This is a genomic window from Bacillus sp. FJAT-52991 (genome assembly GCF_037201805.1).
GTDB lineage: Bacteria > Bacillota > Bacilli > Bacillales > Domibacillaceae > Bacillus_CE > Bacillus_CE kandeliae.
In genome coordinates, this window is sequence record NZ_CP147404.1 from 144,339 (window position 1) to 170,950 (window position 26,612).

Sequence of the window (26,612 nt, forward strand, 5' to 3'; positions counted from 1 at the left end):
AGTGGTGAAGATGAATCGCATCAAATGTATAGTCTCTTATGACGGAGCATTGTTTTCTGGCTATCAAATTCAGCCGAATGGTCGAACGGTCCAAGAAGAGCTCGAAAAAGTGCTGAAAAAAATGCATAAAGGTCACGATGTGAAGGTGGTAGCTTCAGGGCGAACCGATGCTGGCGTTCATGCGGTTGGACAAGTGATTCATTTTGATACGCCGTTAATGCTTCCTGTTGAACGATGGCCAGTAGCATTCAATAGCCAGCTTCCGGGAGATATTACGGTGTTAACAGCGGAAATGGCCTCAGAATCGTTTCACGCTCGTTTTTCTACCACTGGCAAGGAGTATCGATACAAGATCTATCAAGAGCCGTATAGAAGCCCTTTTAAGCGTTTTTACGCCCATCACTGTCCATTTGATCTTGATTTGGAATGGATGCGTGAAGCATCTCATTATTTGATCGGTACGCACGACTTCACTAGCTTCTGCTCAGCGAAAACAGAAGTGCAGGATAAAGTAAGAGAAGTAAAAGAGATTGTTATTCAACAGGTCGATCATGAGATTGAATTGAAATTTGTCGGAAACGGTTTTTTATATAATATGGTGCGAATTATGACAGGCACTTTAATAGACGTAGGAATGGGGAAACTAGCTCCCTATGAAGTAAAAAAAATTTTAGAGGCACAAGATCGCGGGCAAGCAGGCAAAACGGCACCAGCAGAAGGCTTGTACCTTTGGCAAGTATTCTATGGCAACTAATCCGGGCGTTACATTTTTTCTTGACAATGATTTCTGAAAGATATATTATATCATATGGTATGTTATTTAACCCCACGATGAGCCCCGGAAAGCTATTCGTGATATAAATACAGTGAACCGAAAACATATTTTTTAGGAGGGTAAAAACAAATGCGTACGACTTATATGGCAAAAGCTAGCGAAATCGAACGTAAATGGTACGTTGTTGATGCTGAAGGCAAGACTTTAGGTCGCCTTTCAAGCGAAGTAGCGTCTATTTTACGCGGTAAACATAAACCAACATATACACCACACGTTGACACTGGTGATCACGTGATCATCATCAATGCAGAGAAAATCGAATTAACAGGTAAGAAATTAACGGATAAGATTTATTACCGTCACAGCATGTACCCAGGTGGATTAAAAACTCGTACAGCTTTAGAAATGCGTACGAACTATCCAGAAAGAATGCTTGAGCTTGCAATCAAAGGCATGCTTCCAAAAGGTTCTTTAGGACGTCAAATGGCGAAGAAATTACACGTTTATGCTGGCTCAGAGCACAAGCATGAAGCACAAAAACCAGAAGTTTACGAACTTCGTGGATAATTAATTAAGAGGAGGTCATTATCTTGGCACAAGTTCAATATATCGGAACAGGCCGCCGCAAGAGCTCAGTTGCTCGCGTGCGCTTAGTACCTGGAGATGGAAAGATCGTCATCAACGGACGTGACGTAGTAGACTATATCCCATTCGAAGCTTTACGTACAGTAATCAAGCAACCTCTAGTTGCGACTGAAACTGTTAGCAGCTACGATGTACATGTAAACGTAAACGGAGGCGGCTACACAGGTCAAGCTGGAGCAATCCGCCACGGTATCGCTCGTGCGTTACTTCAAGCAGATCCTGAATTCCGTCCAACATTAAAACGCGCTGGTTACTTAACTCGTGACGCTCGCATGAAAGAACGTAAAAAATACGGTCTTAAAGGCGCTCGTCGTGCACCTCAGTTCTCAAAACGTTAATCTGGCGTTTCAAAAGACTCTCAACCTTTTTGGTTGGGGGCCTTTTTTTATATTCAAAAGAGAGTTTGACCACAAATCATAGTTCAATATATCTTTGAAACTTTTCCGCTGTTTGCTCTTTTAAATTGTCTGTTATGTGTGTATAGATGGTTCATGGTCATTCGGATATCTGAACGTCCTAACCGCTCTTGTACCTCTTTTATACTGGCTTTTGCTTCGAATAAGAGGGAAGCATATGACGTAACCCATGAATAGTAATTCTGTGGAGAGTGTGTTTCTTAATCATAATATCGTGCTTCTTAATTTAGGTAAGCTAAGCGGAGTGGAGAACCGTCATCCCATGTAAAAACCATTTTATTATCATCGGAAGAAAAAAATATTAATTCTTTACTGGGTTTTAGGGTTAATATTGAGAAAAAACTATTTTTCTTGTGGGGGATTATATAATGAGCAATTATCAAGAAGGTTATTTATGTAGAGGTTGTGGAAAGTATCACCATGAACTTCCAATGAGTTACGGAAGTTCTGTTCCTGATTATTGTTATGACATACCATCAGAAGAACAGGAAAGCCGAATAGAGATGAATGAAGATTTGTGCATTATTGACGATGAGTATTTTTTTATTCGTGGATGTATTGAAATTCCCGTAATAGATGGAGAGAGCCCATTTATTTGGGATGTCTGGGTTTCATTAAGCGAAGGAAATTTTGATAAAACTAATGACTATTGGGAAGTTGAAGGCAGAGAACAAGAAGTAGAGCCGATGTTTGGCTGGTTATCAACTTCAATTCCTTGTTATCCTGAAACAATAAATTTAAAAACAATGGTTCATACTCGTTCAGTTGGAGTACGTCCTTACATTGAGCTAGAACCAACTGAACATCCCTTAGCCATAGAACAAAGAGATGGTATAACGATAGAGCGTATAAAGCAGATTGCAGAAGAGTTATGTAGTGAAGAGGGACAATAATAACTTTCCTTCTTTAACAAACGGGGGCTTTCCTTAAAGAACAGGCTACCAAACATGTTGAAGCAAATTTCTTTTGTTTCATAATTCAATTATAATAAAATTACTTTTCACTAAATTGATTCATGGCATAACAAAAATAGGAGAATGAAATGTCAGCTGCAAATAAATTCAACGTGAGAAAATTTAAGAGAACAGATGGTTTATCTTTAATTCTTACCGCTATACTAACCGCAATTGCTAGCGAAGCTAAAATGATTCCTTTTTATGGAGAGAATTTCCGCTTTGGATTAGGCAGTATTATCTTTATTCTGTTTATCTTCATTTGGCCTCCAGCTTCTTATGTTCGTACAGGGGTGGCTACCGGGATAACAGTCGTGTGTTTCCGTGTATTTGAGGACCTGATAACCGGCTTCGCTCCATTTGGGACAAGTGTAATAACTCATCTGCCAGCGTTTCTGTTTTACTTACTAGTTGCTTTAGTATTTAGCTTTTTAAAGATAGAAAAGTACAAAACCTCTCCCTTTCTTCTTGGTGCTTGTGCTGCTGGGGCGGAGTTTATTGGGAACAGCGCAGAATACCTGTTACGCTACTGGCTGCCGGAGCATACCCACTTAGGCTTCAAGGAATGGTCATTGCTGGCAGGACTAGCCCTGTTTCGAAGTTACTTTGTAGTGGGATTATACAGCTCTATTACTGTCTCAGAACAGAAAAAACGGATGCAGAAAATGCTGGGAGTTGGATCAGAATTATATGTAGAAACCCTCTATCTGCAAAAATCTATGGATCATATTGAACAAATCACAGCCTCAAGCCACGATTTGTATCGAAAATTAAAAAAGGAAAACTTGCAGGAGTTAAGCGTACAAGCGCTGCGTATTTCCCAAGAGATCCATGAGGTAAAGAAAGATTCTCAACGAATTCTTGCGGGACTTTCTAAAATATCTGTTCAAGAGAGAAATGAAAGGGTTCTTCTTTCTGATATATGCGTCTTTGTCATCTCAGCAAATGAAAATTACAGCGAATTGCTAAAGAAAAAGATTATTTTTGATGTATCGCTGTCTATTGATTTTGAAACAGATCAACAAATCCCTCTTCTCGCTCTACTAAACAATCTTACCGCTAATGCTGTTGAAGCTATCGAGAAAACAGGGGAAATTAATCTCAAGGTGTTCGGGGATTCTATGTTTATCTACTTTGTTGTAAAAGATTCTGGAAAAGGAATTCCGCCGGAGGATTTATCTTTAATTTTTGAACCAGGCTACACGACAAAATACAGCGACCAAGGAGTAGCTGCTACGGGCATTGGTCTTTCCCATGTACAAGATGTCGTACATCATTTACATGGAGAAATTCAAGTAAGATCGTCAAGTGACGGAACCGTTTTCACAGTCCAAATTCCAACTATACGGATTAGAAAGGAAGTTGAATGAAACTGCGTTACTTTATTGTAGATGATGATGCGGTAAGTCGGAAAATGCTTGAGAAAATTATTAGCGAGGACAATCTCGGCCTAGTAATCGGTGAGGCTGAAAGCGGTAAAAAATCACTTCCGCTCATACTTGCCACCCGTCCTGATTTTGTTTTAATTGATTTGTTAATGCCTGAACTCGACGGTATCGAAACAATGGAGCAATTGAGAATACAGGGATTTGAGGGACAATTCATCATGATTTCTCAAATAGTCAACAAAGAAATGGTCGGGGAAGCTTATGAAAAGGGTGTTGAGTTCTTTATTCACAAACCAATTAACCGAGTTGAAGTGCGTAACATTTTAAGGAAAACAGCCGAGCGTTTTCAATTAAAAGGTTCGCTTATGACGATCCGAGAATCATTAGCTCATATCGAATCAACAAAGACTCCTCAAAAGCAGCGCACTGTAAAGGAAATTGTTTTGTTCATATTAAACGACATGGGGATCGCTGGAGAATCAGGAAGTAAAGATATAGTATCCATAATGGAGTTTCTAATTAATCAAAATAACCCCCCTTCCTTATTGCCTCCCCTGAAAGAATTATATGAAGTGGTTGCTAGCATGAGTAAATCAGACCCCGCTAGCATCAAAAAAGAAAGCAAATCTATTGAGCAACGCATTCGGAGAACGATTACAGCAGCGTTTAACAATTTGGCTTCATTGGGAACGATAGATTATACCAATCCGAAGTTTGAATATTATGCTCCTCACTTCTTTGAATTTCAGGAAGTAAGGCTGCGAATGAAAGAACTTGAAATGGACAACTATGAAACGATGAAAGTTAAAATTAATGTTAAAAAGTTTCTTCAAACCTTGTATCTTGAAACAAAGGAAAAGGTTCTTCAGCTCCCATGAGACTGTATGCATGCTATATATAACAATAATAGAGACTCTGCTACTAAGTTCAGTAGCAGAGTCTTCTTTTTTTAAAAATTTAAATTAACAAAATGTCGGATCTTGTCGGATTTAATAATCTCTCCATACAATCAGTATATATTCTCGAAAGAAAGCGTTTGCAATTAACTGAAAAAAGAGGTGACATGATGAAAAAACGTAAGCTTAGTTTAGCCTATCAAATTCTTATCGGTTTAATTTTAGGGATTACTGTCGGTGCAATTTTTTATGGAAACCCTGCCGTTGAAACTTTTTTGAAACCGATTGGTGATATTTTCATTCGTTTGATTAAAATGATTGTTGTTCCAATTGTTATTTCAACGCTCATTATCGGTGTGGCCGGAACAGGGGATATGAAAAAATTAGGTAAGCTTGGCGGAAAAACACTCATTTATTTTGAGGTTGTTACAACGATTGCTATTCTTGTCGGCCTGCTTGCAGCGAACATTGCCAAGCCTGGTGAAGGAGTAGATATGTCAAAGCTGGCAAAAGGTGATATTCAGCAATATATGGAAACGACTGAAGAAGTATCCCATCACAGCTTTGCCGATACTTTTGTCAATATTGTTCCGAATAATATTGTCGACTCTTTAGCAAGAGGCGATATGCTTGCCATCATCTTTTTCGCTGTTTTATTTGGTTTAGGGGTGGCAGCAATCGGTGAAAAAGGAAAACCGGTTCTTGCTTTCTTCCAAGGTACAGCCGATGCTATGTTCTATGTGACTAATCAAATTATGAAATTTGCTCCATTTGGCGTATTTGCTTTAATTGGTGTAACTGTATCCAAATTTGGAGTAGAATCACTGATCCCACTCGGGAAATTGCTCATTTGCGTATATGTAACAATGATGTTCTTCATTGTTGTCGTTCTTGGAGCTATTGCTAAGATATGCGGGACAAGCGTCTTTCATCTTGTGAAGATCCTGAAAGATGAGCTTCTTTTAGCTTATTCCACTGCAAGCTCAGAAACGGTTCTTCCAAAAATAATGGAGAAAATGGAGAAGTTCGGATGTCCGAAAGATGTTGTCTCCTTCGTTATTCCGACCGGTTATTCATTTAACTTAGACGGTTCTACTCTTTATCAATCACTGGCAGCCATTTTCATTGCCCAAATGTATGGAATTGACTTAAGCATTACGGACCAATTAACATTAGTTTTTGTATTAATGCTTACATCAAAAGGCATTGCCGGTGTACCAGGAGTTTCCTTTGTTGTTCTGTTAGCCACTTTAGGATCCGTAGGTATTCCAGTCGAAGGCCTCGCCTTTATTGCTGGTATTGACCGGATTCTCGATATGGCGCGCACGGTTGTTAATGTAATTGGTAACTCTTTAGCCGTAGTCGTTATGTCTAAATGGGAAGGCCGATTCGACTCAATTAAAGCCGAAGAATATCTTACATCTATTAAAAAAGTAGCTTAACACCCTGTCAGACACTCTTGTTTATCTCAAAACGTTAATCTGGCGTTTCAAAGACTCTCAACCTTTTTGGTTGGGGGTCTTTTTTATGTCTGAAAAGTACTTTTGACCACATACCAAAGCTCAATTTTGACATTCAGTAGCTGTTATGTGGGTAGATGGAATCTCAAAGTGATTCAATCAGAGCTTAGTAAAAAAATCCACTTGACATCTTTTTTAAAAAAATATATAGTTACCTTCCTTAATAGTTACCCATAGTAATTATTTTTAAAAGAAGAGAGTGAAAGAATTGACAGGTTTTTTTCGTCGTTTTTTAAGTCTATATCGTCCAGTGATTACGAGTTTGAATGAACTGTTGGCCCCGTATCATCTTTCTTACTCTTTATGGCAAGTGATCTTTTATTTGGAAAATGAGGGTCCCTCTACGCTTGTGGACATTTCAAATTTTTATGATGTGGAAAAGCCAACAATTACGAGGAGAGTCCATCGGTTAGAAGAGCTACAAATGGTAAGGCAAATTCCTGGTAAGGACAGAAGAGAAAAAATTATTCAGTTAACAGAATTGGGAGAAGAAATTTACCAAGAATGCAGAGAGAAAATAACGGATTTAGAAAATAGCGTTATGGAAAGAATAGCTAAAGATGAGCAAAAGGTTGTTCTTCAAACTCTTCCTAAAATAAAAGATAATATTATGAATAGAGAGGAAAATAAGAATGAGTAAACCTAAATTATGGACGAAGGATTTTATCCTTGTTTCTACTATCAATTTTTTCTTAACGGTAGTCTTTTATTTATTAATGGTCATCATGGGTGTCTATGCAGTAAATGAATTTCATGCTTCTACAAGCCAAGCCGGGCTTGTAACCGGGATTTTTATTATCGGGGCTTTAATCGGACGGCTGTTTATCGGCCGCAGTATCGAGTCGATTGGCCGTAAGAGAACGCTATTCATTGGTTTAACCCTTTTTGTTTTGACGACACTTTTGTATTTTGTCAATTACGGTATTAACTTCCTACTTATTAACCGTTTCTTACACGGTATTACACTAGGTATGGCTAGCACAGCAACAGGAACGATTGTAGCCCAGATTATCCCGACAACACGAAAAGGAGAAGGTATCGGCTATTACAGCATGAGTGCGACATTGGCTACAGCAATCGGGCCATTCATTGGGATATATATGAGCCAACATACAAGCTCTCAAATGATTTTTAGTGTTTGCCTAGCTTTAGGGATTATCAGTTTGATTACAGCATTCTTTGTGCATGTGCCGGCATTGGAAGGATCAATACAAACATCCGAAATAAAAGGATTCAAACTTTCCGATTTTATTGAGCCAAAGGCCGTTCCGATTGCCTTGATTACTCTCGTTGTAGCTTTCTGTTACTCTAGTGTCCTTTCTTTTATTAATTTCTATGCAATTGAAATTGACTTGGTTCAAACAGCAAGCTTCTTCTTTCTGATTTATTCAATAGCCATATTGATTTCACGCCCTTTCACAGGCCGCTTAATGGACGTGAAAGGAGCAAACTATGTGATGTATCCTGCTTTTATTCTCTTTACAGCGGGTATGCTGCTTTTAAGTTCAGCTCATAACAGCATCGCTTTATTATTATCTGGCATACTTATTGGACTGGGATTTGGGAATATGCAGTCATGCACTCAGGCTATCGCTGTTAAGTTGACTCCTCCTCATCGTATGGGACTGGCAACGTCGACTTTCTTTATATTTCTTGACGCAGGACTAGGATTTGGCCCGTATCTACTTGGATTCATCATTCCATTCACAAGCTACAGTACCCTGTATGCGATCTTAAGCATCGTCGTTTTGCTATCGGCTGTTCTTTACTTTTTCCTACATGGCAAGAAAGAAAAGGCTATTATCAATGAAAAGGGACATCTTGCATAAAGGATGTTCCTCTTAATTAGATAAAATTTAGATTAGTAATGTGTACTGGCGATTAAACGTAGGTTACCATGAGGAAAGACATTGATATTATAAGTTGTTCATCTGGGCAAAGTGTTTGAAATAATCAAACGCTTTTTTTGTTTTCTAATGGACTTCTTTGACTTTCTAGACTCTTTCAGCAAGCTTTCTGGTTTGGTAACTATTATATAAAAAGGTTATGATATCCTTAAGTTAAGTGGTTAGCTTGAAAAAAGCTTTTCGATTGCAGAAAACGGGATTGAAAGAGTGAGGAAATGAGTGTTTTTATTTTAGAAGATGATGTGATTCAAGCAGAAAATTTAAAGCGTATGATCAGAGATATTTGTGAGAAGCATGACATAGACGATGCCTCCGTTTTCGCTACGAGTAAAGGGGAACGCATTATCGAAAGAATTGCTTACTCTTCAATGAATAACATCTATTTTTTAGATATTGAAATAAAGAACGAGGAGCAAAAAGGGTTTAAAGTGGCACAGGAAATTCGTGAAGCGGATGAGCGAGGAATTATTGTGTTTATAACGACTCACTCGGAGTTTGCCCCTATTTCATACCAGTACATGGTTTCTGCTTTAACTTTTATTGAGAAAAATTTAAATCGGGAAATGATTTACGCTAATGTTGAAAAATGTTTATTGAAATACAAAAAATCTAATCAAGTTTTTACCCCAGTGGATGATTTCATTTTAGAAAATCCTCATGCGACTATACGAATTAACTTTTCAGAAATCGAGTATTTTATGACTGCAGAGTCTCATCGCCTTGAATTAATTACAGCTAATCGAGTGATTCGTTTTTACGGAAAGTTAAAAGACGTTGAAGAGAGTGATGAGCGTTTAATCCGCTGTCATCAATCTTATGTCGTTAATTTAGAGAAAATTGTTGAGTGTAACATGAGAGAGAAAGTTGTTATTTTAAAAAGTGGGGCTAGTGTGCCGATATCTCGCCGCTTGTTAAGAAAAGTGAATACGAAGTGGAGAAACTATATTTCTGACAATGGCGGGCTTGATCAAGATGATTGATGTTGTAGCTATTTTAATTACTGTATTATGTCATATCATTTTTTATTTAAACTTGATTAGATATCATAAGTTTTCTTGGGGAGGCCTTGTCCTGCTGAATCTCCTTATGATAGCCTTTGTTTTTCTCTTAGTCAGCTATACTGGCTATCCTGAGTTCAATTCTATCGGTGCTATCCTTTTTTTACTTTGTATAGGGTTGGTAAAGCGTAAGCAAGGCTTGACGTTTATTCAAAGCTTTTATTTTGCGAGTATTAGTCTGTTTATTATTTCGCTTGCTAAAACTGTCGTTTCACAGATCCTATTAAAATTACTGTTGCTGTCTAGCTTAAATGTATATGTTGGGAGCTTCAGTATCATTCATTTATTATCGGCTGCTTTTATTTTTTTGGTTATTGTTGTTAAAAGGGAGAAAATAAGTAATATTGCTGATTATTTAATTCAAAGTCCATTTTATTATGTCAGCTATGCTTTTCTATTGCTCGGAAATTTTTTACTCATTATTTTATCAAGCCCTAGTATTAATGCGTTAGATGGCTTTAATAAAAAATATAGCTATGCTATCGCTGTGCTACTTTTCTTAGTGCTATTATTATTCTTCTTTTTAAGCTCCCATTTATTTAAGGAAAAGATTATTCAAGCTCGAAAAGAAACGGCTGATCAAGAGCTGCTTTCTTATACGGAAAAACTAGAGGTTATGCATGAAGAGTTAGCGAGTTTCCGACATGATTATCTGAATTTACTCCTATCGTTAGATGAAGGTGTTCGAGCGAAAGATATGGATCTGGTGGAACACGTATACAATGAAATGATTAAGCCTACTTCTACTATTATTAATCATAAAGAGCTCGAACTCGTGAAGCTTGCTCGAATAAAAGTACCAGAAATAAAAAGTGTGATGAGTGTAAAAGTAATTGCTGCACACCAAAAGAATATTTCAGTGATCATTGATATTCCGTATCCCATTGATAATATTTATATAGAATTAGTCGATTTTATTCGCGCCATTTCGATTATCCTTGATAATGCTGTTGAAGAAGCGAGCTTATCAAAGGAGCAAGAGCTGACAATTGCCTTTTTTGAGATAAAAGATGAGCAGAAGTTTATCGTAAAAAACAGCTGTCTCCATAAAAACATCGATCTCTCAGCAATCTATCAAAAAAAATTCTCAAGTAAATTAAACGATAAAGGTGAAAGAGGGTATGGTCTATTTTCATTGAAACGAATCGTTGATAGTACGCCAAACATTAGTTTAGAAACGTCATTTGAATATCCTTATTTCACTCAAATATTATCAATGAAAAAACATGACAGCAGTCAATAAAAGGTTGCAGCATGGTGGTGAAGTCGGCATTTAGACCATTTAAGAATGAAAGCTTACCAGTTTTGAAATAACTACATACAACTACAGCTATTTCTCCTTATACTCAATGTATAATGAATGAGGAGATGTAAGCGGTGGCAGGAGTCATTTTTGGATTATTAATAGGTATTATTTTTCCGTTAGTTTCTCTCCTTTACTGCCTTATTAAAAAGCACTATTTCAAGCCCTATTTTTTAGGTGTATCGGCATTTATCATTTCGCAAATGTTACTTAGGCTTCCTTTGCTTCAATGGTTAAGTGTAAACGTTATGGCATATAACATGTTTCAGGTGACACAGCCTTTCCTCTTCGCATTAGTGCTCGGCTTTTCAGCTGGTGTTTTTGAAGAGGTTGCTCGCTATATTGCCATGAAATATTTCATGCGCAATAACCAAAATTGGAATGACGGCATCGTCTTCGGTATGGGACATGGCGGAATTGAAGCCGTGCTATTTTTAGGCATCAGCGTTTTGGCTAGTTTGTTTTCTCCAACAATGATGTTACTGCATGGCACTGATTATTTTATGGGTGGTATAGAGAGAGTGTTTGCCATTTTACTCCATGTTGGACTGTCCATCCTGGTGTTGAAGGGAGCGTCTAGCGGACAAATAAAATACTTGGTTTATGCAATCTTCATTCATGGCATGATTGATTCATTCGCAGGAAGTATACCACTGCTTATAACAAATTCATTTTCAATTATTGTTATTGAGGGGCTACTAATCATTACGAGCGTCCTTCTCTTTGCTTATTGTATTCAATTAAGAAAAAACTGGAGTGTTGTAAAATGAAAAAGTTACTCGCATCAATGGGAAGTATTTGTATGTTGTTGTTTCTTTTAAGTGCTTGCGGAGCCGCTAAAGTCGATGAAAAAACGTCAGAAAAAATGATTAAACAAGCTAAAGAAGTTGTCCAGCTTCTGAATGTCCAACAATACGAAGAGCTAACGGAAACTTTTGATAGTCGAATGAAGGAAGAGCTGACGGAAGAAAAGTTAAAGGAAATTGAGCCTATTCTTGAAGAGTCGGGTCAGTTTGAAAAATTTGAGAAATCTTCAGTAGAGGAGAAAGATGACAACTATATCGTCGTATTAGTGGCAAAGTATGAAAAAGATGAGCGTATTTTTACGGTTGCCTTTAACAAATCGGATCAAGTGAGCGGGCTTTTTGTAAAGTAAGCTAAGCATAGTGAAAATAAAAATGAAGTAGCGATGTTACGAATGCCACTTCACTCAGATCGTCCACGAAAGAGGGGGGCTGTCTTATAAGTCGATTGTTCGGCTTATAGACGCCTCTTTTTTTTATCGGATGGAGGGATTAGTCGGTAAAGTGTCTTTTTTGGGCGAAATTGTGAGGAAATCAGTCGCAAATCACTCCGAATTGGGCGGAGATCCTGAAAAATCAGTCGCAAATCGCCTCGAATCAGTCGCCCGTCTCTTTTTAAAACTCCATCCTTATATTTTCACATTGTTTCCAATAAGTGAAACTTTTTTAGGGATAAACCGTATAGGTAGTTGTTACTGATATTTAGGGAGGATTTATATGTATTCCAAGACTAAGCCTCCGCAGAGAGTCATTTCATCGGATGCTGTAAAGGTTTGGCGTATGACAGAAATCATATCCGATCTCATTATTCTTGCGGTATTAAGTTTGCTATATGTTCTTTGTTATTATTTTGATTGGAAAGAGTGGATTGGGTGGATTTTAATTGGCTTAGCTGCACTAACAGTTATTGCAGCTATTTGGGGGATTGTTTTTGGGCCGAAACTTAAGCAGAAATATTGGCGCTATGATGTGAACGAAGAGTTTATTCAGATAAAGCATGGCGTATGGAATGAAGTACATGTCCTCGTTCCGATGACGAAAGTGCAGTCAGTCGAACTAAATCAAGGTCCTTTTTTACGAAAGTATGAGCTGTATTCGATTAGTGTGGGGACGATGGGAACGACGCATGAAATTCCGGCAGTTCCAAAGGATGAGGCTTATGAGCTGCGCGATCAAATTGCCTACTATGCGAAGATTAAGGAAGTGGAATAATGGAGCAGCCATTAAAGAAGCTACATCCTCTGAAAATGGTTTTAGACTTATGGAAAGTGATTAAGGAAAATGCGTTCTTTTTTTTGTTCTTATTTATTCTTAATTTTAATTCTGATAAGACGTACATAGAGGTTTTGCAGATTGCTTTTATCGTTTATGTTTTAGGACGTGTGCTATGGAGTGTTCTCGATTGGTTTACATATAAATACGAAATTAAAGGGAATACCATTTATATTCACTCGGGCATTTTTTCGAAGTCTTATCGAACAGTTCCTTTTAGCAAGGTGCAAAATATACAGCGCCGAACAACGGTTTTTCATAAGCTGTTTCATGTTACTTCGATGACGTTAGAAACAGCAACGGCTGGTGATGAGAGCTCTGTCACGATCGATGCTCTTTTAATAAAGGAAGCAGACCAGCTAGAGCAGCGAGTCAATATGGTACGTGCTAGGGAGTCATTGGTAAATGAAGAGTTAGAGTTGGACTTAGATAGAGAAGAGGAAAGCGAAGTTGCGGCTCCTGTGGCAGAAAGCAGGGTTATTCATTTCACTCCAACTAAAAGCGATTTATTGAAGGCTTCTTTTACATCGCTTAGCTTTTTAATCCTTATTCCGCTTTTCTTTAAATTTATAGACATTTTACCAATAGAGGCGCTTGCCGAAGATTTTTTTGAAAGAATATCAAAATCGTGGTGGCTTATTTCAGTTGTCATTGTAGCTCTAGTCATTCTTTCTGTTGTCATTGGCATGATACACACTTTTGTGAAATATGGTAAATATGAAATCTCTTCTAGCGATCAAACTATTTACATTAACAAAGGTGTGTTAGAGGAATCGGCCTTTTCTATTCAAAAAGAGAAGGTACAAGCGGTTGTGATTACCCAATCTTTCATGAAGCGGCTATTAGGTTTCGCGGAAGTTCAGCTCATTAGCGCTGGGCAGACGGCTTCTGAATCGGTAGAAACGAATTCATTGTATCCTTTTCTACCAATTCAACGTGCATATGAAATGATCGCAGAAATTTTGCCTGCCTACCATGTGGAAGAGAATATGGAAAAGTTGACGAAACAAGCGCTTTGGATACGAATGATTAGGCATAGTGTTTTTTGGGTGATCGTGATAGCGGCTGTGCTATATTTCAAGCCATCTTATTGGTATATTCCTGTCGCGCTCACTGTTTTTGTTTATTTAGTCAAGGTCCTTAATTGTCGAAATAGTCGATACCGAATGACTGATGGATTTATTCAAATGAAGACAGGGGCGTTTTCTACGTCTTTGTTTATTACGAAACGAAGTAAAGTGATTGAAATCGAAGCAACGCAGTCGAAGCTTCAGCGGCTTTTTGGTTTGGCGACAATTAAAACAGTCAATCGCGCTCAGCCTATTCACCATGAAGAACTGGATGATGTACCTGCTGAAGTGGCAGATGAATTTTACTCATGGTATGCGGTGAGAACAAATGAAGTGATGATTGCTCAACCTGAAGACGCTACGGTAATGGAAGGTGTACGAAATTAGCAAGGGGAAAAGTTTAGCCAATCTAATGTTAGCGGAAACTTGTACGGATGTGATCTGTACCAGTCAGTTTGTAGACAAAAGGGGTTCGGAATAGTCTCATTCCGAACCCCTTTTGGTCGTTTTAGAAGGAAAAAGAAAAACGGACGATTGTCATGGTGCTTCATGATTTGAATCTTTCCTGCCGTTATGCACATCATATTGTCGCTCTTAAAGATAAAAAGATTTATGATCAAGGGAGACCAGAGGAAGTCATCAATGGCGAGCTTGTTAAAGAAGTGTTCCAAATGGACTGTCAAATAACAGAAGATCCTTTATTTGGAACCCCGCTTTGTATCCCATTCGGCAAGGGAAGATATGTACTCAGAGAAGCCAAGGTTAACCATGGATAGGCTTTCGCTTGTAGAAATCGATCAGCTTTCAAAGTTTCGTTTTGGAATGGAGAAAGCTTCTTCTGAATTATCAATGGAACGAACAGAAAACGTTGGGGAAATAAATTTTCTCAACGTTTTCTGTTCGTTCTATTCATTTTCAGTATCCAAGGGAGTGAGTCGTTCCTTGAAAAACTTCAATCATCTCCTATTCATAATCTTTATCTTTGTCCCATAAGTTAGCTACAGGAGGATATAAAGGTGGGGATGAGATGAAGAGGTGGAAGAAGTTTAGTGCTATTTGTTTAGCCGCTGCCGTTCTTATTTTTCTCTTTCAGTATTTTATCGCGGACCGGAATTCTTGGAAGCCGTGGAATCTTCCACTTTCCGGAAAAACGATTTATTTAGATGCGGGCCATGGCGGGCCGGATGGGGGAGCGGGAGATGAAGAGGTATTGGAGAAGGATGTAGCTTTGGCTGTGGCCGAAAAGGTTCGTGATTATTTGCAGGAGCAGGGAGCGATTGTGCTCATGACGAGAGAACGTGACAAGGACTTGGCCGATCCGGATACAAAAGCATATCGGACGAGAAAAACGGAGGATCTGAAAGAGCGGCTGAGATTGATTAATGAGTCAAAAGCCGATTTATTTGTCAGTATTCACTTGAATGCCATTCCTTCTCCTAGATGGCGAGGAGCACAGACCTTTTTTATGCCGACCTTGCAAGAGAATGAAGAACTTGCCAAAGCGATTCAGGGTGAAATGGTGTTGAATTTGGAAAATACCACGAGAATGGCAAAGGCAATTAATCATGTGTATTTAATGAAATATGCCAATAAGCCGGGAGCTCTCGTGGAAATTGGTTTTTTATCGAATCCAGCTGAGAAAAGGGATTTAATGATGGAGGAGTACCAAGCAAAAGTAGCCGCTTCGATTTATAAGGGGGTTATGAAGTATTTAGATGATGAGCAAAAGTGAAAGCATGCTCCGTCCTTCTTTTGCATCGTGAGAAATGGTATACTAAACGAGATATGAAACGATGACAGAAGAAGGATGGTGTATGTGTTGGTAACGGTAGAACAAGTTCGGGATATTTTAGAGAAAATGGAAGATCCTTTTTTACATAGAACGTTAGCAGAGACGAATGGGATTGTTGATATTAGCATAAAGGAAGAGAAGCAGCATGTCAGTGTAAAAGTGGCGATTGCTCAAACAGGAACAGCGGAACAATTGCAGTTGCAAATGCAAATTGTGAATGCATTGAAAGAAGCAGGAGCACAAACAGTAGGTATTCGTTTTGCTGATCTTCCAGAAGAGGAGTTAACGAAATATCGCGGTGCGGAGGGTGACCAAGGTGAAGGGCTACTTTCTCCGAATAGCAAGACGACGTTTATCGCGATTGCGAGTGGAAAAGGCGGGGTTGGTAAATCAACAGTATCTGTGAACTTGGCTGTGGCACTAGCTCGTCTTGGAAAAAAAGTAGGGCTTGTTGATGCCGATATTTATGGCTTTAGTGTGCCGGATATGATGGGTATTACGCAGCGTCCTGTCGTTCGTGGAGATAAAATCATTCCGGTAGAACGCTTCGGAGTAAAGGTGATTTCGATGGGCTTCTTCGTTGATGATAACGCACCTGTCATTTGGCGTGGTCCGATGCTTGGAAAAATGCTGACGAGCTTCTTCCAAGAGGTAGAATGGGGAGATTTAGATTACTTACTGCTTGATTTACCACCAGGAACAGGAGATGTGGCGTTAGATATTCACTCTATGCTTCCTCATTCAAAAGAAATTATCGTATCTACTCCACATCCGACAGCGGCGTTTGTGGCAGCACGTGCAGGAGCGATGGCACTGCAAACAGATCATGAAGTCATTGGTGTCGTGGAGAACATGGCCTATTTTGAAAGTAAAGTAACAGGTGAGAAGGAATATGTCTTCGGCCGTGGTGGCGGAGATAAATTAGCGGAAGAGCTTCGAACAGAAGTGTTAGGCCGCTTGCCGTTGCAGCAGCCGGATTGGAATGAAGAAGATTTCGCTCCATCCATTTATGCAGCGGACCACAAATTAGGTTTGATTTATAAAGAGATGGCAGAGAAAGTAAGTAATAAATTAAAATAAAGAAAAGGCGGAGCTTGCGGCTCTGCCTTTTTTCGTGAAAGGAATTTTGGATGCGTTCGTCTGTAGTAACCGTTATTTCTTACCTTCTTTTTCTTGTTCTGCTGCGGCTTTTAATAAAATGTCTTGAATTTTTGCTTGATACAGCGGGCTTTCGAATGTTTCATTCATCACTGTTTGAAGATGTTTACGGTACTCTTTGCTTTTTAGCAGCTTTGTTACGTTTTTTTCATAGTCTGGATCCTTTAAAATGTCGAGCATCATGGCTTGATACTGCGGGTCCTTCATCAAAGACTTCAATAGCGCCTCATGTTCTTTTTTCATACTTTTAGCGACAGCGGCAGCAAAAGCTGGATCTTTAAATGCTTCTTTCCAAAACTTCTCTCCTTTATCCGATAAGATCGTTTGTTCAATGGATTGAGAAACAACCTTTTGATCCATCACCAGTTGCTGCTTGATTTTTTCGTCTTTCATCATTTCCTGCAAAGCTTTCTTTCCATCATCTGTTTTCAATATATCAACGACCATTTTCTTTGTCGCTTCATAATCCATTTGGGCATTTCCAGTAGGTGGTGTGCCTCCTCCACAAGCGGATAGCAAACATACGAGTAAGAGGAGCGGCAGAGTAGTTTTTAACATGGAGAAGCTCCTTTCAATGTTTGATCTTATAATTAATATGAGCAGAGTGGTGGAAAATATACGATGCTTACCTTTACCTAGATTTTTTCCACTCCCGTTGATACAATCAAAAGAGCATAAATATATTGTTGGGGGTAAGGAAGTGACAATCCGGAATTGGGTAAGGTTTTTTATACATACATTAATGATTGGCGGAGCGGCAGCAGGTATTATCGGATTATTTATTCGTTGGGATGAATTATCTCCGCTGATGGCTCAAGGGGATTGGAAAGATGTATTTTCCATCGTTGTTTGGCATGTTGCAGTTGGTTTTACTTTCAGTGTCATTAGTCAAATGGGCTTTTTCGCCTATTTAACGGTTCACCAATTTGGAGCGGGTATGTTCCGTTCATTTTGGAAGAGCGTTCAGTTAGTACTGATTGTGTTTGTTCTGTTTGATCTTGTGTATTTCCGCTTTCAAGCATTTGCCGATCAAGGGGAGTCGCTATGGCCATATCTCTTACTGGCTGGCTTTTTACTGTTAGTAGGAATCGGTACAGCACAAGCAAAAGCTAAATTAACGAATAAAAGCGTGTTTATTTCCGCTTTATTCTTTATGATCGTTCTTACAGTATTAGAGTGGTTACCTGTTTTACAGGTGAACGATAAAAAGTGGATGTATATCATGTTATTTACATTATTGCCATGCAATGCGTTTCAGCTATTAGCTTTACCTAAATATAATCAACGTATGACAGAAAAAAGCGGAGCTTAAGGCTCTGCTTTTTTAATGAACTAATTTCGTTTCGGCGACTCCATTATCAATTAATTGCGAAACGGTCACCATTCGATCTGCATTTGACACGTGCTGAAGCACTTCTGGCAGCAGCGAATTTGTTTGTTTGGCTGAATCTGAAGCATGCATAAGAATAATATCTCCGGATTTCGCCTCTTTTACTTTGGACAGGATATGTTCAGAGCCGGGATTTTTCCAATCATCGGTATTAATGCTCCAATGTACATACGTTAAATTCATTTCTTTGGCAACATGGAGGACGTCTTTGTTAAAATGTCCCGTTGGTGCTCGAAGCAGCTCGATATCTTCTATTTGGAGCTTTTTAAATACTTCTTGTGCCTTTAGCAGATCTTTTTTGATTTCTTCATTTGTTAAAGTTGTATAATCTACATATTGATAACCGAGTAATCCGATTTCAAAATGATGTTCTTTCATTTTTTTTACTAAGTCGGGATGTCGTTCGGCCCACGACCCTGATAAAAAGAAGGTCGCTTTTGTCTTATGTCGAATGAGGGTTTGAACAATTTTGCTCGCTTTTTCATCCCCCCAACCGATGTCAAACGTTAAAGCTATTCCTTTTTCACCTTTATAGATCGCTTTAGGTGTATCCTGTGAAGAAAAAACTGGCATACTAATGAAATTTTTTGAAAACAATAAAAGAGCAGTAAAGAATGAAACAGCTACTAAAAGTAAAAACTGCTTTGTTCTTTTCGCATTTAATGTATAAAAGTAAGTCATGCTCTCCCCCCGGTCCAGTAGTCTTAGTGAATTTTATGAGCATGTACATAAATATTATGACAAACAAATCAAATCCTTGAATAGCATAGAAGTATGAGATCAATAAAAAATAATGGGTGATGAAATGCTAGCACTTTTAATTAATGAGGAAGAGAAAAGAGAAATTTACTATTTACTTAAAAGAGAAATGGATGAAATATTATTTGATTTGGGAGATACAAGGATCGCTGAGGCGGTGAAATGTTCAATGAAAACTAAGTATGAGCGGTTATTTGAGTTATTTAAACGAGTGGCTCCTGAGAGAGAATGTATGGAGTATTTAGCTTATCAAAAAACCTTCTAAAAAAAGTTTTAAATTATCGTTGACTTTGTAAGTTGATCCGTGATAAATTATTACTTGTCGCCGCGACAATGGTGACAAAGAAGAAAAAAGAATTAAAAAAAGTGTTGACTTACAGCGGGTGATTATGTTACATTAAAAAGGTCGCTGTAAAACGACGATAAGTTGAAATTGATCTTTGAAAACTGAACAAAATAAACGTCAACGTTAATTCAAATAGCGAAGGCATCATGTAGATGGTGACCTAAGCAGGACAAGAACGAGCAAAGGAACATCTGCTAAGTCCGTCACATCCTGTGACAACGCAGATGCCTGCACATCCATGTGCAATGCAAACATCTTTTTGGAGAGTTTGATCCTGGCTCAGGACGAACGCTGGCGGCGTGCCTAATACATGCAAGTCGAGCGGACTTGATGGAAGCTTGCTTCTATTCAAGTTAGCGGCGGACGGGTGAGTAACACGTGGGTAACCTGCCTGTAAGACTGGGATAACTCCGGGAAACCGGGGCTAATACCGGATAAGTTCTTTCTCCGCATGGAGAAAGATTGAAAGACGGTTTCGGCTGTCACTTACAGATGGACCCGCGGCGCATTAGCTAGTTGGTGAGGTAACGGCTCACCAAGGCGACGATGCGTAGCCGACCTGAGAGGGTGATCGGCCACACTGGGACTGAGACACGGCCCAGACTCCTACGGGAGGCAGCAGTAGGGAATCTTCCGCAATGGACGAAAGTCTGACGGAGCAACGCCGCGTGAGTGAAGAAGGTTTTCGGATCGTAAAGCTCTGTTGTTAGGGAAGAACAAGTATCGGAGTAACTGCCGGTACCTTGACGGTACCTAACCAGAAAGCCACGGCTAACTACGTGCCAGCAGCCGCGGTAATACGTAGGTGGCAAGCGTTGTCCGGAATTATTGGGCGTAAAGCGCGCGCAGGCGGTCTTTTAAGTCTGATGTGAAAGCCCACGGCTCAACCGTGGAGGGTCATTGGAAACTGGAAGACTTGAGTGCAGAAGAGAAGAGCGGAATTCCACGTGTAGCGGTGAAATGCGTAGAGATGTGGAGGAACACCAGTGGCGAAGGCGGCTCTTTGGTCTGTAACTGACGCTGAGGCGCGAAAGCGTGGGGAGCAAACAGGATTAGATACCCTGGTAGTCCACGCCGTAAACGATGAGTGCTAAGTGTTGGAGGGTTTCCGCCCTTCAGTGCTGCAGCTAACGCATTAAGCACTCCGCCTGGGGAGTACGGCCGCAAGGCTGAAACTCAAAGGAATTGACGGGGGCCCGCACAAGCGGTGGAGCATGTGGTTTAATTCGAAGCAACGCGAAGAACCTTACCAGGTCTTGACATCCTCTGACAACTCTGGAGACAGAGCGTTCCCCTTCGGGGGACAGAGTGACAGGTGGTGCATGGTTGTCGTCAGCTCGTGTCGTGAGATGTTGGGTTAAGTCCCGCAACGAGCGCAACCCTTGATCTTAGTTGCCAGCATTTAGTTGGGCACTCTAAGGTGACTGCCGGTGACAAACCGGAGGAAGGTGGGGATGACGTCAAATCATCATGCCCCTTATGACCTGGGCTACACACGTGCTACAATGGATGGTACAAAGGGCTGCAAGACCGCGAGGTTTAGCCAATCCCATAAAACCATTCTCAGTTCGGATTGTAGGCTGCAACTCGCCTACATGAAGCCGGAATCGCTAGTAATCGCGGATCAGCATGCCGCGGTGAATACGTTCCCGGGCCTTGTACACACCGCCCGTCACACCACGAGAGTTTGCAACACCCGAAGTCGGTGGGGTAACCCTTACGGGAGCCAGCCGCCTAAGGTGGGGCAGATGATTGGGGTGAAGTCGTAACAAGGTAGCCGTATCGGAAGGTGCGGCTGGATCACCTCCTTTCTAAGGAAATTAACGGAAAGTAAGAACGCTGTTCTTACTCAAATTAACGACGCGTTTTATTTTGTTCAGTTTTGAAGGATGAATTCCTTCTATTTACTTGTTCTTTGAAAACTGGATAATATCGTATAAAGTAACCAAGCAATAACCGAGTAATCGCCATTTTAGGTTAAGTTAGAAAGGGCGCACGGTGGATGCCTTGGCACTAGGAGCCGACGAAGGACGGGACTAACTCCGATATGCTCTGGGGAGCTGTAAGTAAGCATTGATCCAGAGATTTCCGAATGGGGAAACCCACTGTTCGTAATGGAACAGTATCTCTGTCTGAATACATAGGACAGTTGAAGGCACACCCGGGGAACTGAAACATCTAAGTACCTGGAGGAAGAGAAAGCAAATGCGATTCCCTGAGTAGCGGCGAGCGAAACGGGAACAGCCCAAACCAGAAGGCTTGCCTTCTGGGGTTGTAGGACACTCTACACGGAGTTACAAAAGAACGGGATAGGCGAAGAGGTCTGGAAAGGCCCATCAGAGAAGGTAACAATCCTGTAGCCGAAATTTCGTTCTCTCCAGAGTGGATCCTGAGTACGGCGGAACACGTGAAATTCCGTCGGAATCCGGGAGGACCATCTCCCAAGGCTAAATACTCCCTAGTGACCGATAGTGAACCAGTACCGTGAGGGAAAGGTGAAAAGCACCCCGGAAGGGGAGTGAAAAAGATCCTGAAACCGTGTGCCTACAAGTAGTTAGAGCCCGTTAATGGGTGATAGCGTGCCTTTTGTAGAATGAACCGGCGAGTTACGATTTCATGCAAGGTTAAGCCAAAAAGGCGGAGCCGCAGCGAAAGCGAGTCTGAATAGGGCGAATGAGTATGAGGTCGTAGACCCGAAACCAGGTGATCTACCCATGTCCAGGGTGAAGGTAAGGTAACACTTACTGGAGGCCCGAACCCACGCACGTTGAAAAGTGCGGGGATGAGGTGTGGGTAGCGGTGAAATTCCAATCGAACCTGGAGATAGCTGGTTCTCTCCGAAATAGCTTTAGGGCTAGCCTCAAGGGAAGAGTCTTGGAGGTAGAGCACTGTTTGGACTAGGGGCCCCCATCGGGTTACCGAATTCAGACAAACTCCGAATGCCAAAGACTTATCCTTGGGAGTCAGACTGCGAGTGATAAGATCCGTAGTCAAGAGGGAAACAGCCCAGACCACCAGCTAAGGTCCCAAAGTATACGTTAAGTGGAAAAGGATGTGGAGTTGCTTAGACAACCAGGATGTTGGCTTAGAAGCAGCCACCATTTAAAGAGTGCGTAATAGCTCACTGGTCGAGTGACTCTGCGCCGAAAATGTACCGGGGCTAAACGTATCACCGAAGCTGTGGATTGACATCTTTGATGTCAGTGGTAGGAGAGCGTTCTAAGGGCGGTGAAGCTAGACCGTAAGGACTAGTGGAGCGCTTAGAAGTGAGAATGCCGGTATGAGTAGCGAAAGAAGGGTGAGAATCCCTTCCACCGAATGCCTAAGGTTTCCTGAGGAAGGCTCGTCCTCTCAGGGTTAGTCGGGACCTAAGCCGAGGCCGATAGGCGTAGGCGATGGATAACAGGTTGATATTCCTGTACCACCTATTTACCATTTGAGCAATGGGGGGACGCAGGAGGATAGGGTAAGCGCGCGAATGGAAATGCGCGTCCAAGCAGTTAGGCCGATGACGAGGCAAATCCCGTCATCATCAAGGCGGAGCTGTGACGGCGAGGGAAATATAGTACCGAAGTTCCTGATTCCACACTGCCAAGAAAAGCCTCTAGCGAGGTAAAAGGTGCCCGTACCGCAAACCGACACAGGTAGGCGAGGAGAGAATCCTAAGGTGAGCGAGTGAACTCTCGTTAAGGAACTCGGCAAAATGACCCCGTAACTTCGGGAGAAGGGGTGCTCTTTGGGGTGAATAGCCCCGAGGAGCCGCAGTGAATAGGCCCAGGCGACTGTTTAGCAAAAACACAGGTCTCTGCGAAGCCGCAAGGCGAAGTATAGGGGCTGACGCCTGCCCGGTGCTGGAAGGTTAAGGGGAGCGCTTAGCAATAGCGAAGGTGTGAACCGAAGCCCCAGTAAACGGCGGCCGTAACTATAACGGTCCTAAGGTAGCGAAATTCCTTGTCGGGTAAGTTCCGACCCGCACGAAAGGCGTAACGATCTGGGCACTGTCTCAACGAGAGACTCGGTGAAATTATAGTACCTGTGAAGATGCAGGTTACCCGCGACAGGACGGAAAGACCCCGTGGAGCTTTACTGTAGCCTGATATTGAATTTTGGCACAGCTTGTACAGGATAGGTAGGAGCCTTTGAAGCGTGAGCGCCAGCTTACGTGGAGGCGTTGGTGGGATACTACCCTGGCTGTGTTGAACTTCTAACCCGCACCCCTGATCGGGGTGGGAGACAGTGTCAGGCGGGCAGTTTGACTGGGGCGGTCGCCTCCTAAAAAGTAACGGAGGCGCCCAAAGGTTCCCTCAGAATGGTTGGAAATCATTCGCAGAGTGTAAAGGCACAAGGGAGCTTGACTGCGAGACCTACAAGTCGAGCAGGGACGAAAGTCGGGCTTAGTGATCCGGTGGTTCCGCATGGAAGGGCCATCGCTCAACGGATAAAAGCTACCCCGGGGATAACAGGCTTATCTCCCCCAAGAGTCCACATCGACGGGGAGGTTTGGCACCTCGATGTCGGCTCATCGCATCCTGGGGCTGTAGTCGGTCCCAAGGGTTGGGCTGTTCGCCCATTAAAGCGGTACGCGAGCTGGGTTCAGAACGTCGTGAGACAGTTCGGTCCCTATCCGTCGCGGGCGCAGGAAATTTGAGAGGAGCTGTCCTTAGTACGAGAGGACCGGGATGGACGCACCGCTGGTGTACCAGTTGTCTTGCCAAAGGCATCGCTGGGTAGCTATGTGCGGACGGGATAAGTGCTGAAAGCATCTAAGCATGAAGCCCCCCTCAAGATGAGATTTCCCATAGCGCAAGCTAGTAAGATCCCTGAAAGATGATCAGGTAGATAGGTTCGAGGTGGAAGCGTGGCGACACGTGGAGCTGACGAATACTAATCGATCGAGGACTTTTCCTAGGCGATTTGTACGGTTACAATACTTATTATCCAGTTTTGAAAGAACAAATTTTATAACAAAAAATGTTGCAAAACAAGAATATTTTGTTATAATAAAATTTGTCTTGAATAGTCTGGTGGCGATAGCGAAGAGGTCACACCCGTTCCCATCCCGAACACGGAAGTTAAGCTCTTCAGCGCCGATGGTAGTTGGGGGTTTCCCCCTGTGAGAGTAGGACGTTGCCAGGCAAACATTCCGCAGTAGCTCAGTGGTAGAGCAATCGGCTGTTAACCGATCGGTCGTAAGTTCGAATCTTACCTGCGGAGCCATTGCTTCCATAGCTCAGCAGGTAGAGTGCTTCCATGGTAAGGAAGAGGTCACCGGTTCGAGCCCGGTTGGAAGCTTATTATTTGTAAAATATTGGCCCGTTGGTCAAGCGGTTAAGACACCGCCCTTTCACGGCGGTAACACGGGTTCGAATCCCGTACGGGTCACCATTCATGGAGGATTAGCTCAGCTGGGAGAGCACCTGCCTTACAAGCAGGGGGTCGGCGGTTCGATCCCGTCATCCTCCATTACTTTTGCCGGTGTAGCTCAACTGGTAGAGCAACTGACTTGTAATCAGTAGGTTGGGGGTTCAAGTCCTCTTGCCGGCACCAGTTTTAAATATGTGGAGGGGTAGCGAAGTGGCTAAACGCGGCGGACTGTAAATCCGCTCCCTCAGGGTTCGGCGGTTCGAATCCGTCCCCCTCCACCAGTTTATATAATATTAATTAAATGGACATATTTATAATGAATGTCTATTTTATTTCTTTACATAAAATATTGGGCTATAGCCAAGCGGTAAGGCAACGGATTTTGATTCCGTCACGCGAAGGTTCGAATCCTTCTAGCCCAGCCATATATCGAGCCATTAGCTCAGTTGGTAGAGCATCTGACTTTTAATCAGAGGGTCGAAGGTTCGAGTCCTTCATGGCTCACTTTCTAAAAAAGCTGTGTCATTAGATTGATTAATCAATCTAATGACACAGCTTTTTTTACTGTTTGATACGAATAAATATTCAGAAAAATGTCGAGTTGAGTCATACAAATTTTTTTAGTAAAATAACAGCAACAACAATAGAGGTAACACAAAGAGGAGTGGTATATATGAAGAAGAAAGTATCAATCATTGGGGTTCCTATGGATCTTGGTCAGCTTCGTAGAGGAGTGGACATGGGACCAAGTGCGATTCGTTACGCAGGTGTCTGTGAACGACTACAAAATTTAAGCATTGAAGTAGAAGACTGTGGAGATATCGAGATCAGCAGAAATTATTCAGTTGAAGATGAGAATACAAATTTAAAGAATTTGAAAGCGGTTGCAGAAGCGAGTGAACGGTTAGCTCAAAAAGTGGATCAAGTCATTGAGACAGATAGCTTTCCTCTTGTTCTTGGTGGGGATCATAGTATTGCGATCGGGTCGCTTGCCGGCATTTCTAAGCATTATAAAAACCTCGGTGTTATTTGGTATGATGCCCATGGTGATTTAAATACAGCTGAGACATCTCCATCTGGAAATATTCATGGTATGCCTTTAGCTGCTAGCTTAGGACTTGGACATAAAGATTTAACTAGCTTATACGGCTATGCACCAAAAGTGAAGCCAGAAAACATTGTCATTATCGGTGCTCGTTCTCTTGATGAAGGGGAAAAGGAACTGATTAAAGAGCAAGGCATCAAAGTGTATACGATGCATGAAGTGGATCGTCTTGGAATGACGACAGTAATTGAAGAGACGATCGCGTATTTGAAAGAAAAAACGGATGGTGTTCATCTGTCTTTGGATCTTGACGGACTAGATCCTAACGATGCACCAGGTGTGGGCACGCCAGTAATTGGTGGAATTAGCTATCGCGAGAGCCATTTAGCCATGGAATTGTTAGAAGAGAGCGGATTAATTACTTCGGCTGAATTTGTTGAAGTAAATCCAATCCTTGATGAAAAAAATAAAACAGCTGCCGTAGCAGTTGCTTTAATGGGTTCACTATTTGGAGAAAAATTATTATAATTAAAATCGGAAGTTTCGGCTAATTAAGCCGGACTTCCGATTATTTATTTAGTTCATATTCATTTAATAATTGATCTAGCTTTGTGCTAATTTCAAGTACTTTTGTATTTGAAAAAGATGTTTCCATAGCTAATAAGATCATCTCATTTCGGCAATTTTCAATTTCAGTTAAAATATCCTTATCTAATAGAATCATCTTTTTTCAACTCCGATCATTAAAAGTC

Annotated in this window: 23 protein-coding genes, 8 tRNA genes, 3 rRNA genes and 1 pseudogene; 32 read left to right on the forward strand and 3 right to left on the reverse strand. The window is 41.2% G+C overall.

The window, feature by feature from the left end; translation table 11 throughout:
* Positions 1 to 10 precede the first annotated feature (10 nt).
* From truA to WDJ61_RS00925, 18 genes and pseudogenes are all read left to right on the forward strand, one after another.
* Positions 11 to 754 (forward strand): tRNA pseudouridine(38-40) synthase TruA, encoded by a 744-nt coding sequence (gene truA, locus WDJ61_RS00840; RefSeq protein ID WP_338752630.1) that lies wholly within the window; start codon positions 11 to 13, stop codon positions 752 to 754.
* Between the two features lie 150 nt (positions 755 to 904).
* The gene (gene rplM / locus WDJ61_RS00845; protein WP_338752631.1) at positions 905 to 1,342 is read left to right on the forward strand and encodes a 50S ribosomal protein L13; all 438 of its coding nucleotides are present in this window, start codon (positions 905 to 907) and stop codon (positions 1,340 to 1,342) included.
* A 23-nt stretch (positions 1,343 to 1,365) separates the two neighbouring features.
* A complete protein-coding gene (gene rpsI, locus WDJ61_RS00850; RefSeq protein ID WP_100404139.1) occupies positions 1,366 to 1,758 on the forward strand; it encodes a 30S ribosomal protein S9 in 393 nt (130 codons plus the stop codon).
* 446 nt (positions 1,759 to 2,204) lie between these two features.
* On the forward strand, positions 2,205 to 2,729 hold the full coding sequence (locus tag WDJ61_RS00855; RefSeq protein ID WP_338752632.1) for a DUF2199 domain-containing protein: 525 nt from the start codon (positions 2,205 to 2,207) through the stop codon (positions 2,727 to 2,729).
* Positions 2,730 to 2,878: 149 nt separating this feature from the next.
* Positions 2,879 to 4,159, forward strand: coding sequence for a sensor histidine kinase (locus WDJ61_RS00860; RefSeq protein ID WP_338752633.1), 1,281 nt, complete (start codon positions 2,879 to 2,881; stop codon positions 4,157 to 4,159).
* Positions 4,160 to 4,161: 2 nt separating this feature from the next.
* A complete protein-coding gene (locus tag WDJ61_RS00865) occupies positions 4,162 to 5,055 on the forward strand; it encodes a response regulator (protein WP_338754641.1) in 894 nt (297 codons plus the stop codon).
* A 185-nt stretch (positions 5,056 to 5,240) separates the two neighbouring features.
* The gene (locus WDJ61_RS00870; RefSeq protein WP_338752634.1) at positions 5,241 to 6,515 is read left to right on the forward strand and encodes a cation:dicarboxylate symporter family transporter; all 1,275 of its coding nucleotides are present in this window, start codon (positions 5,241 to 5,243) and stop codon (positions 6,513 to 6,515) included.
* Positions 6,516 to 6,792: 277 nt separating this feature from the next.
* On the forward strand, positions 6,793 to 7,233 hold the full coding sequence (locus tag WDJ61_RS00875) for a MarR family transcriptional regulator (protein WP_338752635.1): 441 nt from the start codon (positions 6,793 to 6,795) through the stop codon (positions 7,231 to 7,233).
* A complete protein-coding gene (locus tag WDJ61_RS00880) occupies positions 7,226 to 8,422 on the forward strand; it encodes an MFS transporter (RefSeq protein ID WP_413789037.1) in 1,197 nt (398 codons plus the stop codon). Before WDJ61_RS00875 ends, WDJ61_RS00880 begins: the two co-directional genes overlap by 8 nt.
* 293 nt (positions 8,423 to 8,715) lie before the next feature.
* A complete protein-coding gene (locus WDJ61_RS00885; protein ID WP_338752636.1) occupies positions 8,716 to 9,480 on the forward strand; it encodes a LytTR family DNA-binding domain-containing protein in 765 nt (254 codons plus the stop codon).
* A complete protein-coding gene (locus tag WDJ61_RS00890; RefSeq protein WP_338752637.1) occupies positions 9,473 to 10,801 on the forward strand; it encodes a GHKL domain-containing protein in 1,329 nt (442 codons plus the stop codon). Before WDJ61_RS00885 ends, WDJ61_RS00890 begins: the two co-directional genes overlap by 8 nt.
* Before the next feature lie 134 nt (positions 10,802 to 10,935).
* On the forward strand, positions 10,936 to 11,631 hold the full coding sequence (locus WDJ61_RS00895) for a YhfC family glutamic-type intramembrane protease (RefSeq protein ID WP_338752638.1): 696 nt from the start codon (positions 10,936 to 10,938) through the stop codon (positions 11,629 to 11,631).
* Positions 11,628 to 12,017: a DUF3887 domain-containing protein gene (locus WDJ61_RS00900; RefSeq protein ID WP_338752639.1), complete on the forward strand. Its 390-nt coding sequence runs from the start codon at positions 11,628 to 11,630 to the stop codon at positions 12,015 to 12,017. Before WDJ61_RS00895 ends, WDJ61_RS00900 begins: the two co-directional genes overlap by 4 nt.
* Positions 12,018 to 12,381: 364 nt before the next feature.
* Positions 12,382 to 12,876, forward strand: a complete 495-nt coding sequence (locus WDJ61_RS00905; protein WP_338752640.1) for a PH domain-containing protein — start codon at positions 12,382 to 12,384, stop codon at positions 12,874 to 12,876.
* Positions 12,876 to 14,393 carry a PH domain-containing protein gene (locus tag WDJ61_RS00910; RefSeq protein ID WP_338752641.1) on the forward strand — a complete coding sequence of 506 codons (1,518 nt, stop codon included), beginning with the start codon at positions 12,876 to 12,878 and terminating at the stop codon, positions 14,391 to 14,393. The genes WDJ61_RS00905 and WDJ61_RS00910 overlap by 1 nt, the downstream gene beginning before the upstream one ends.
* Positions 14,394 to 14,521: 128 nt before the next feature.
* A pseudogene (locus tag WDJ61_RS00915) lies at positions 14,522 to 14,782 on the forward strand (cobalamin/Fe(3+)-siderophore ABC transporter ATP-binding protein); the annotation flags it as partial.
* A gap of 251 nt (positions 14,783 to 15,033) precedes the next feature.
* On the forward strand, positions 15,034 to 15,738 hold the full coding sequence (gene cwlD / locus WDJ61_RS00920; protein ID WP_338752642.1) for an N-acetylmuramoyl-L-alanine amidase CwlD: 705 nt from the start codon (positions 15,034 to 15,036) through the stop codon (positions 15,736 to 15,738).
* 87 nt (positions 15,739 to 15,825) lie between these two features.
* The gene (locus WDJ61_RS00925) at positions 15,826 to 16,878 is read left to right on the forward strand and encodes an Mrp/NBP35 family ATP-binding protein (protein ID WP_338754643.1); all 1,053 of its coding nucleotides are present in this window, start codon (positions 15,826 to 15,828) and stop codon (positions 16,876 to 16,878) included.
* A 72-nt stretch (positions 16,879 to 16,950) separates the two neighbouring features.
* Here WDJ61_RS00925 and gerD read toward each other — a convergent pair whose 3' ends face one another.
* Complete coding sequence (gerD, locus tag WDJ61_RS00930; protein WP_338752643.1) at positions 16,951 to 17,514, reverse strand: spore germination lipoprotein GerD; 564 nt, start codon at positions 17,512 to 17,514, stop codon at positions 16,951 to 16,953.
* A gap of 142 nt (positions 17,515 to 17,656) precedes the next feature.
* Between gerD and WDJ61_RS00935 the strand changes: the two genes are divergently transcribed.
* Complete coding sequence (locus tag WDJ61_RS00935; protein ID WP_338752644.1) at positions 17,657 to 18,268, forward strand: KinB-signaling pathway activation protein; 612 nt, start codon at positions 17,657 to 17,659, stop codon at positions 18,266 to 18,268.
* Positions 18,269 to 18,280: 12 nt separating this feature from the next.
* On the opposite strand, the gene WDJ61_RS00940 is transcribed toward WDJ61_RS00935, so the two are convergent.
* Positions 18,281 to 19,027, reverse strand: a complete 747-nt coding sequence (locus tag WDJ61_RS00940) for a polysaccharide deacetylase family protein (protein ID WP_338752645.1) — start codon at positions 19,025 to 19,027, stop codon at positions 18,281 to 18,283.
* A gap of 112 nt (positions 19,028 to 19,139) precedes the next feature.
* Between WDJ61_RS00940 and WDJ61_RS00945 the strand changes: the two genes are divergently transcribed.
* From WDJ61_RS00945 to rocF, 13 genes are all read left to right on the forward strand, one after another.
* On the forward strand, positions 19,140 to 19,370 hold the full coding sequence (locus WDJ61_RS00945) for a hypothetical protein (protein WP_413789038.1): 231 nt from the start codon (positions 19,140 to 19,142) through the stop codon (positions 19,368 to 19,370).
* A 337-nt stretch (positions 19,371 to 19,707) separates the two neighbouring features.
* A 16S ribosomal RNA gene (locus tag WDJ61_RS00950) occupies positions 19,708 to 21,262 on the forward strand.
* 164 nt (positions 21,263 to 21,426) lie between these two features.
* Positions 21,427 to 24,359: ribosomal RNA gene (locus WDJ61_RS00955) — 23S ribosomal RNA — on the forward strand.
* A gap of 112 nt (positions 24,360 to 24,471) precedes the next feature.
* A 5S ribosomal RNA gene (gene rrf, locus WDJ61_RS00960) occupies positions 24,472 to 24,587 on the forward strand.
* The 16S, 23S and 5S rRNA genes sit together here with 8 tRNA genes alongside, the layout of an rRNA operon.
* 6 nt (positions 24,588 to 24,593) lie before the next feature.
* Positions 24,594 to 24,668, forward strand: a tRNA-Asn gene (locus WDJ61_RS00965).
* A gap of 2 nt (positions 24,669 to 24,670) precedes the next feature.
* Positions 24,671 to 24,743: transfer RNA gene (locus WDJ61_RS00970), tRNA-Thr, on the forward strand.
* Between the two features lie 18 nt (positions 24,744 to 24,761).
* Positions 24,762 to 24,836 (forward strand) — tRNA-Glu (locus WDJ61_RS00975).
* Positions 24,837 to 24,841: 5 nt separating this feature from the next.
* Positions 24,842 to 24,914 (forward strand) — tRNA-Val (locus WDJ61_RS00980).
* Between the two features lie 8 nt (positions 24,915 to 24,922).
* Positions 24,923 to 24,998 (forward strand) — tRNA-Thr (locus WDJ61_RS00985).
* Positions 24,999 to 25,011: 13 nt separating this feature from the next.
* Positions 25,012 to 25,096: transfer RNA gene (locus WDJ61_RS00990), tRNA-Tyr, on the forward strand.
* A gap of 69 nt (positions 25,097 to 25,165) precedes the next feature.
* Positions 25,166 to 25,240: transfer RNA gene (locus WDJ61_RS00995), tRNA-Gln, on the forward strand.
* A 6-nt stretch (positions 25,241 to 25,246) separates the two neighbouring features.
* Positions 25,247 to 25,319 (forward strand) — tRNA-Lys (locus WDJ61_RS01000).
* A 169-nt stretch (positions 25,320 to 25,488) separates the two neighbouring features.
* A complete protein-coding gene (gene rocF / locus WDJ61_RS01005) occupies positions 25,489 to 26,388 on the forward strand; it encodes an arginase (protein WP_338752646.1) in 900 nt (299 codons plus the stop codon).
* Between the two features lie 40 nt (positions 26,389 to 26,428).
* Here rocF and WDJ61_RS01010 read toward each other — a convergent pair whose 3' ends face one another.
* A complete protein-coding gene (locus WDJ61_RS01010) occupies positions 26,429 to 26,584 on the reverse strand; it encodes an aspartyl-phosphate phosphatase Spo0E family protein (RefSeq protein ID WP_338752647.1) in 156 nt (51 codons plus the stop codon).
* Positions 26,585 to 26,612: the final 28 nt, after the last annotated feature.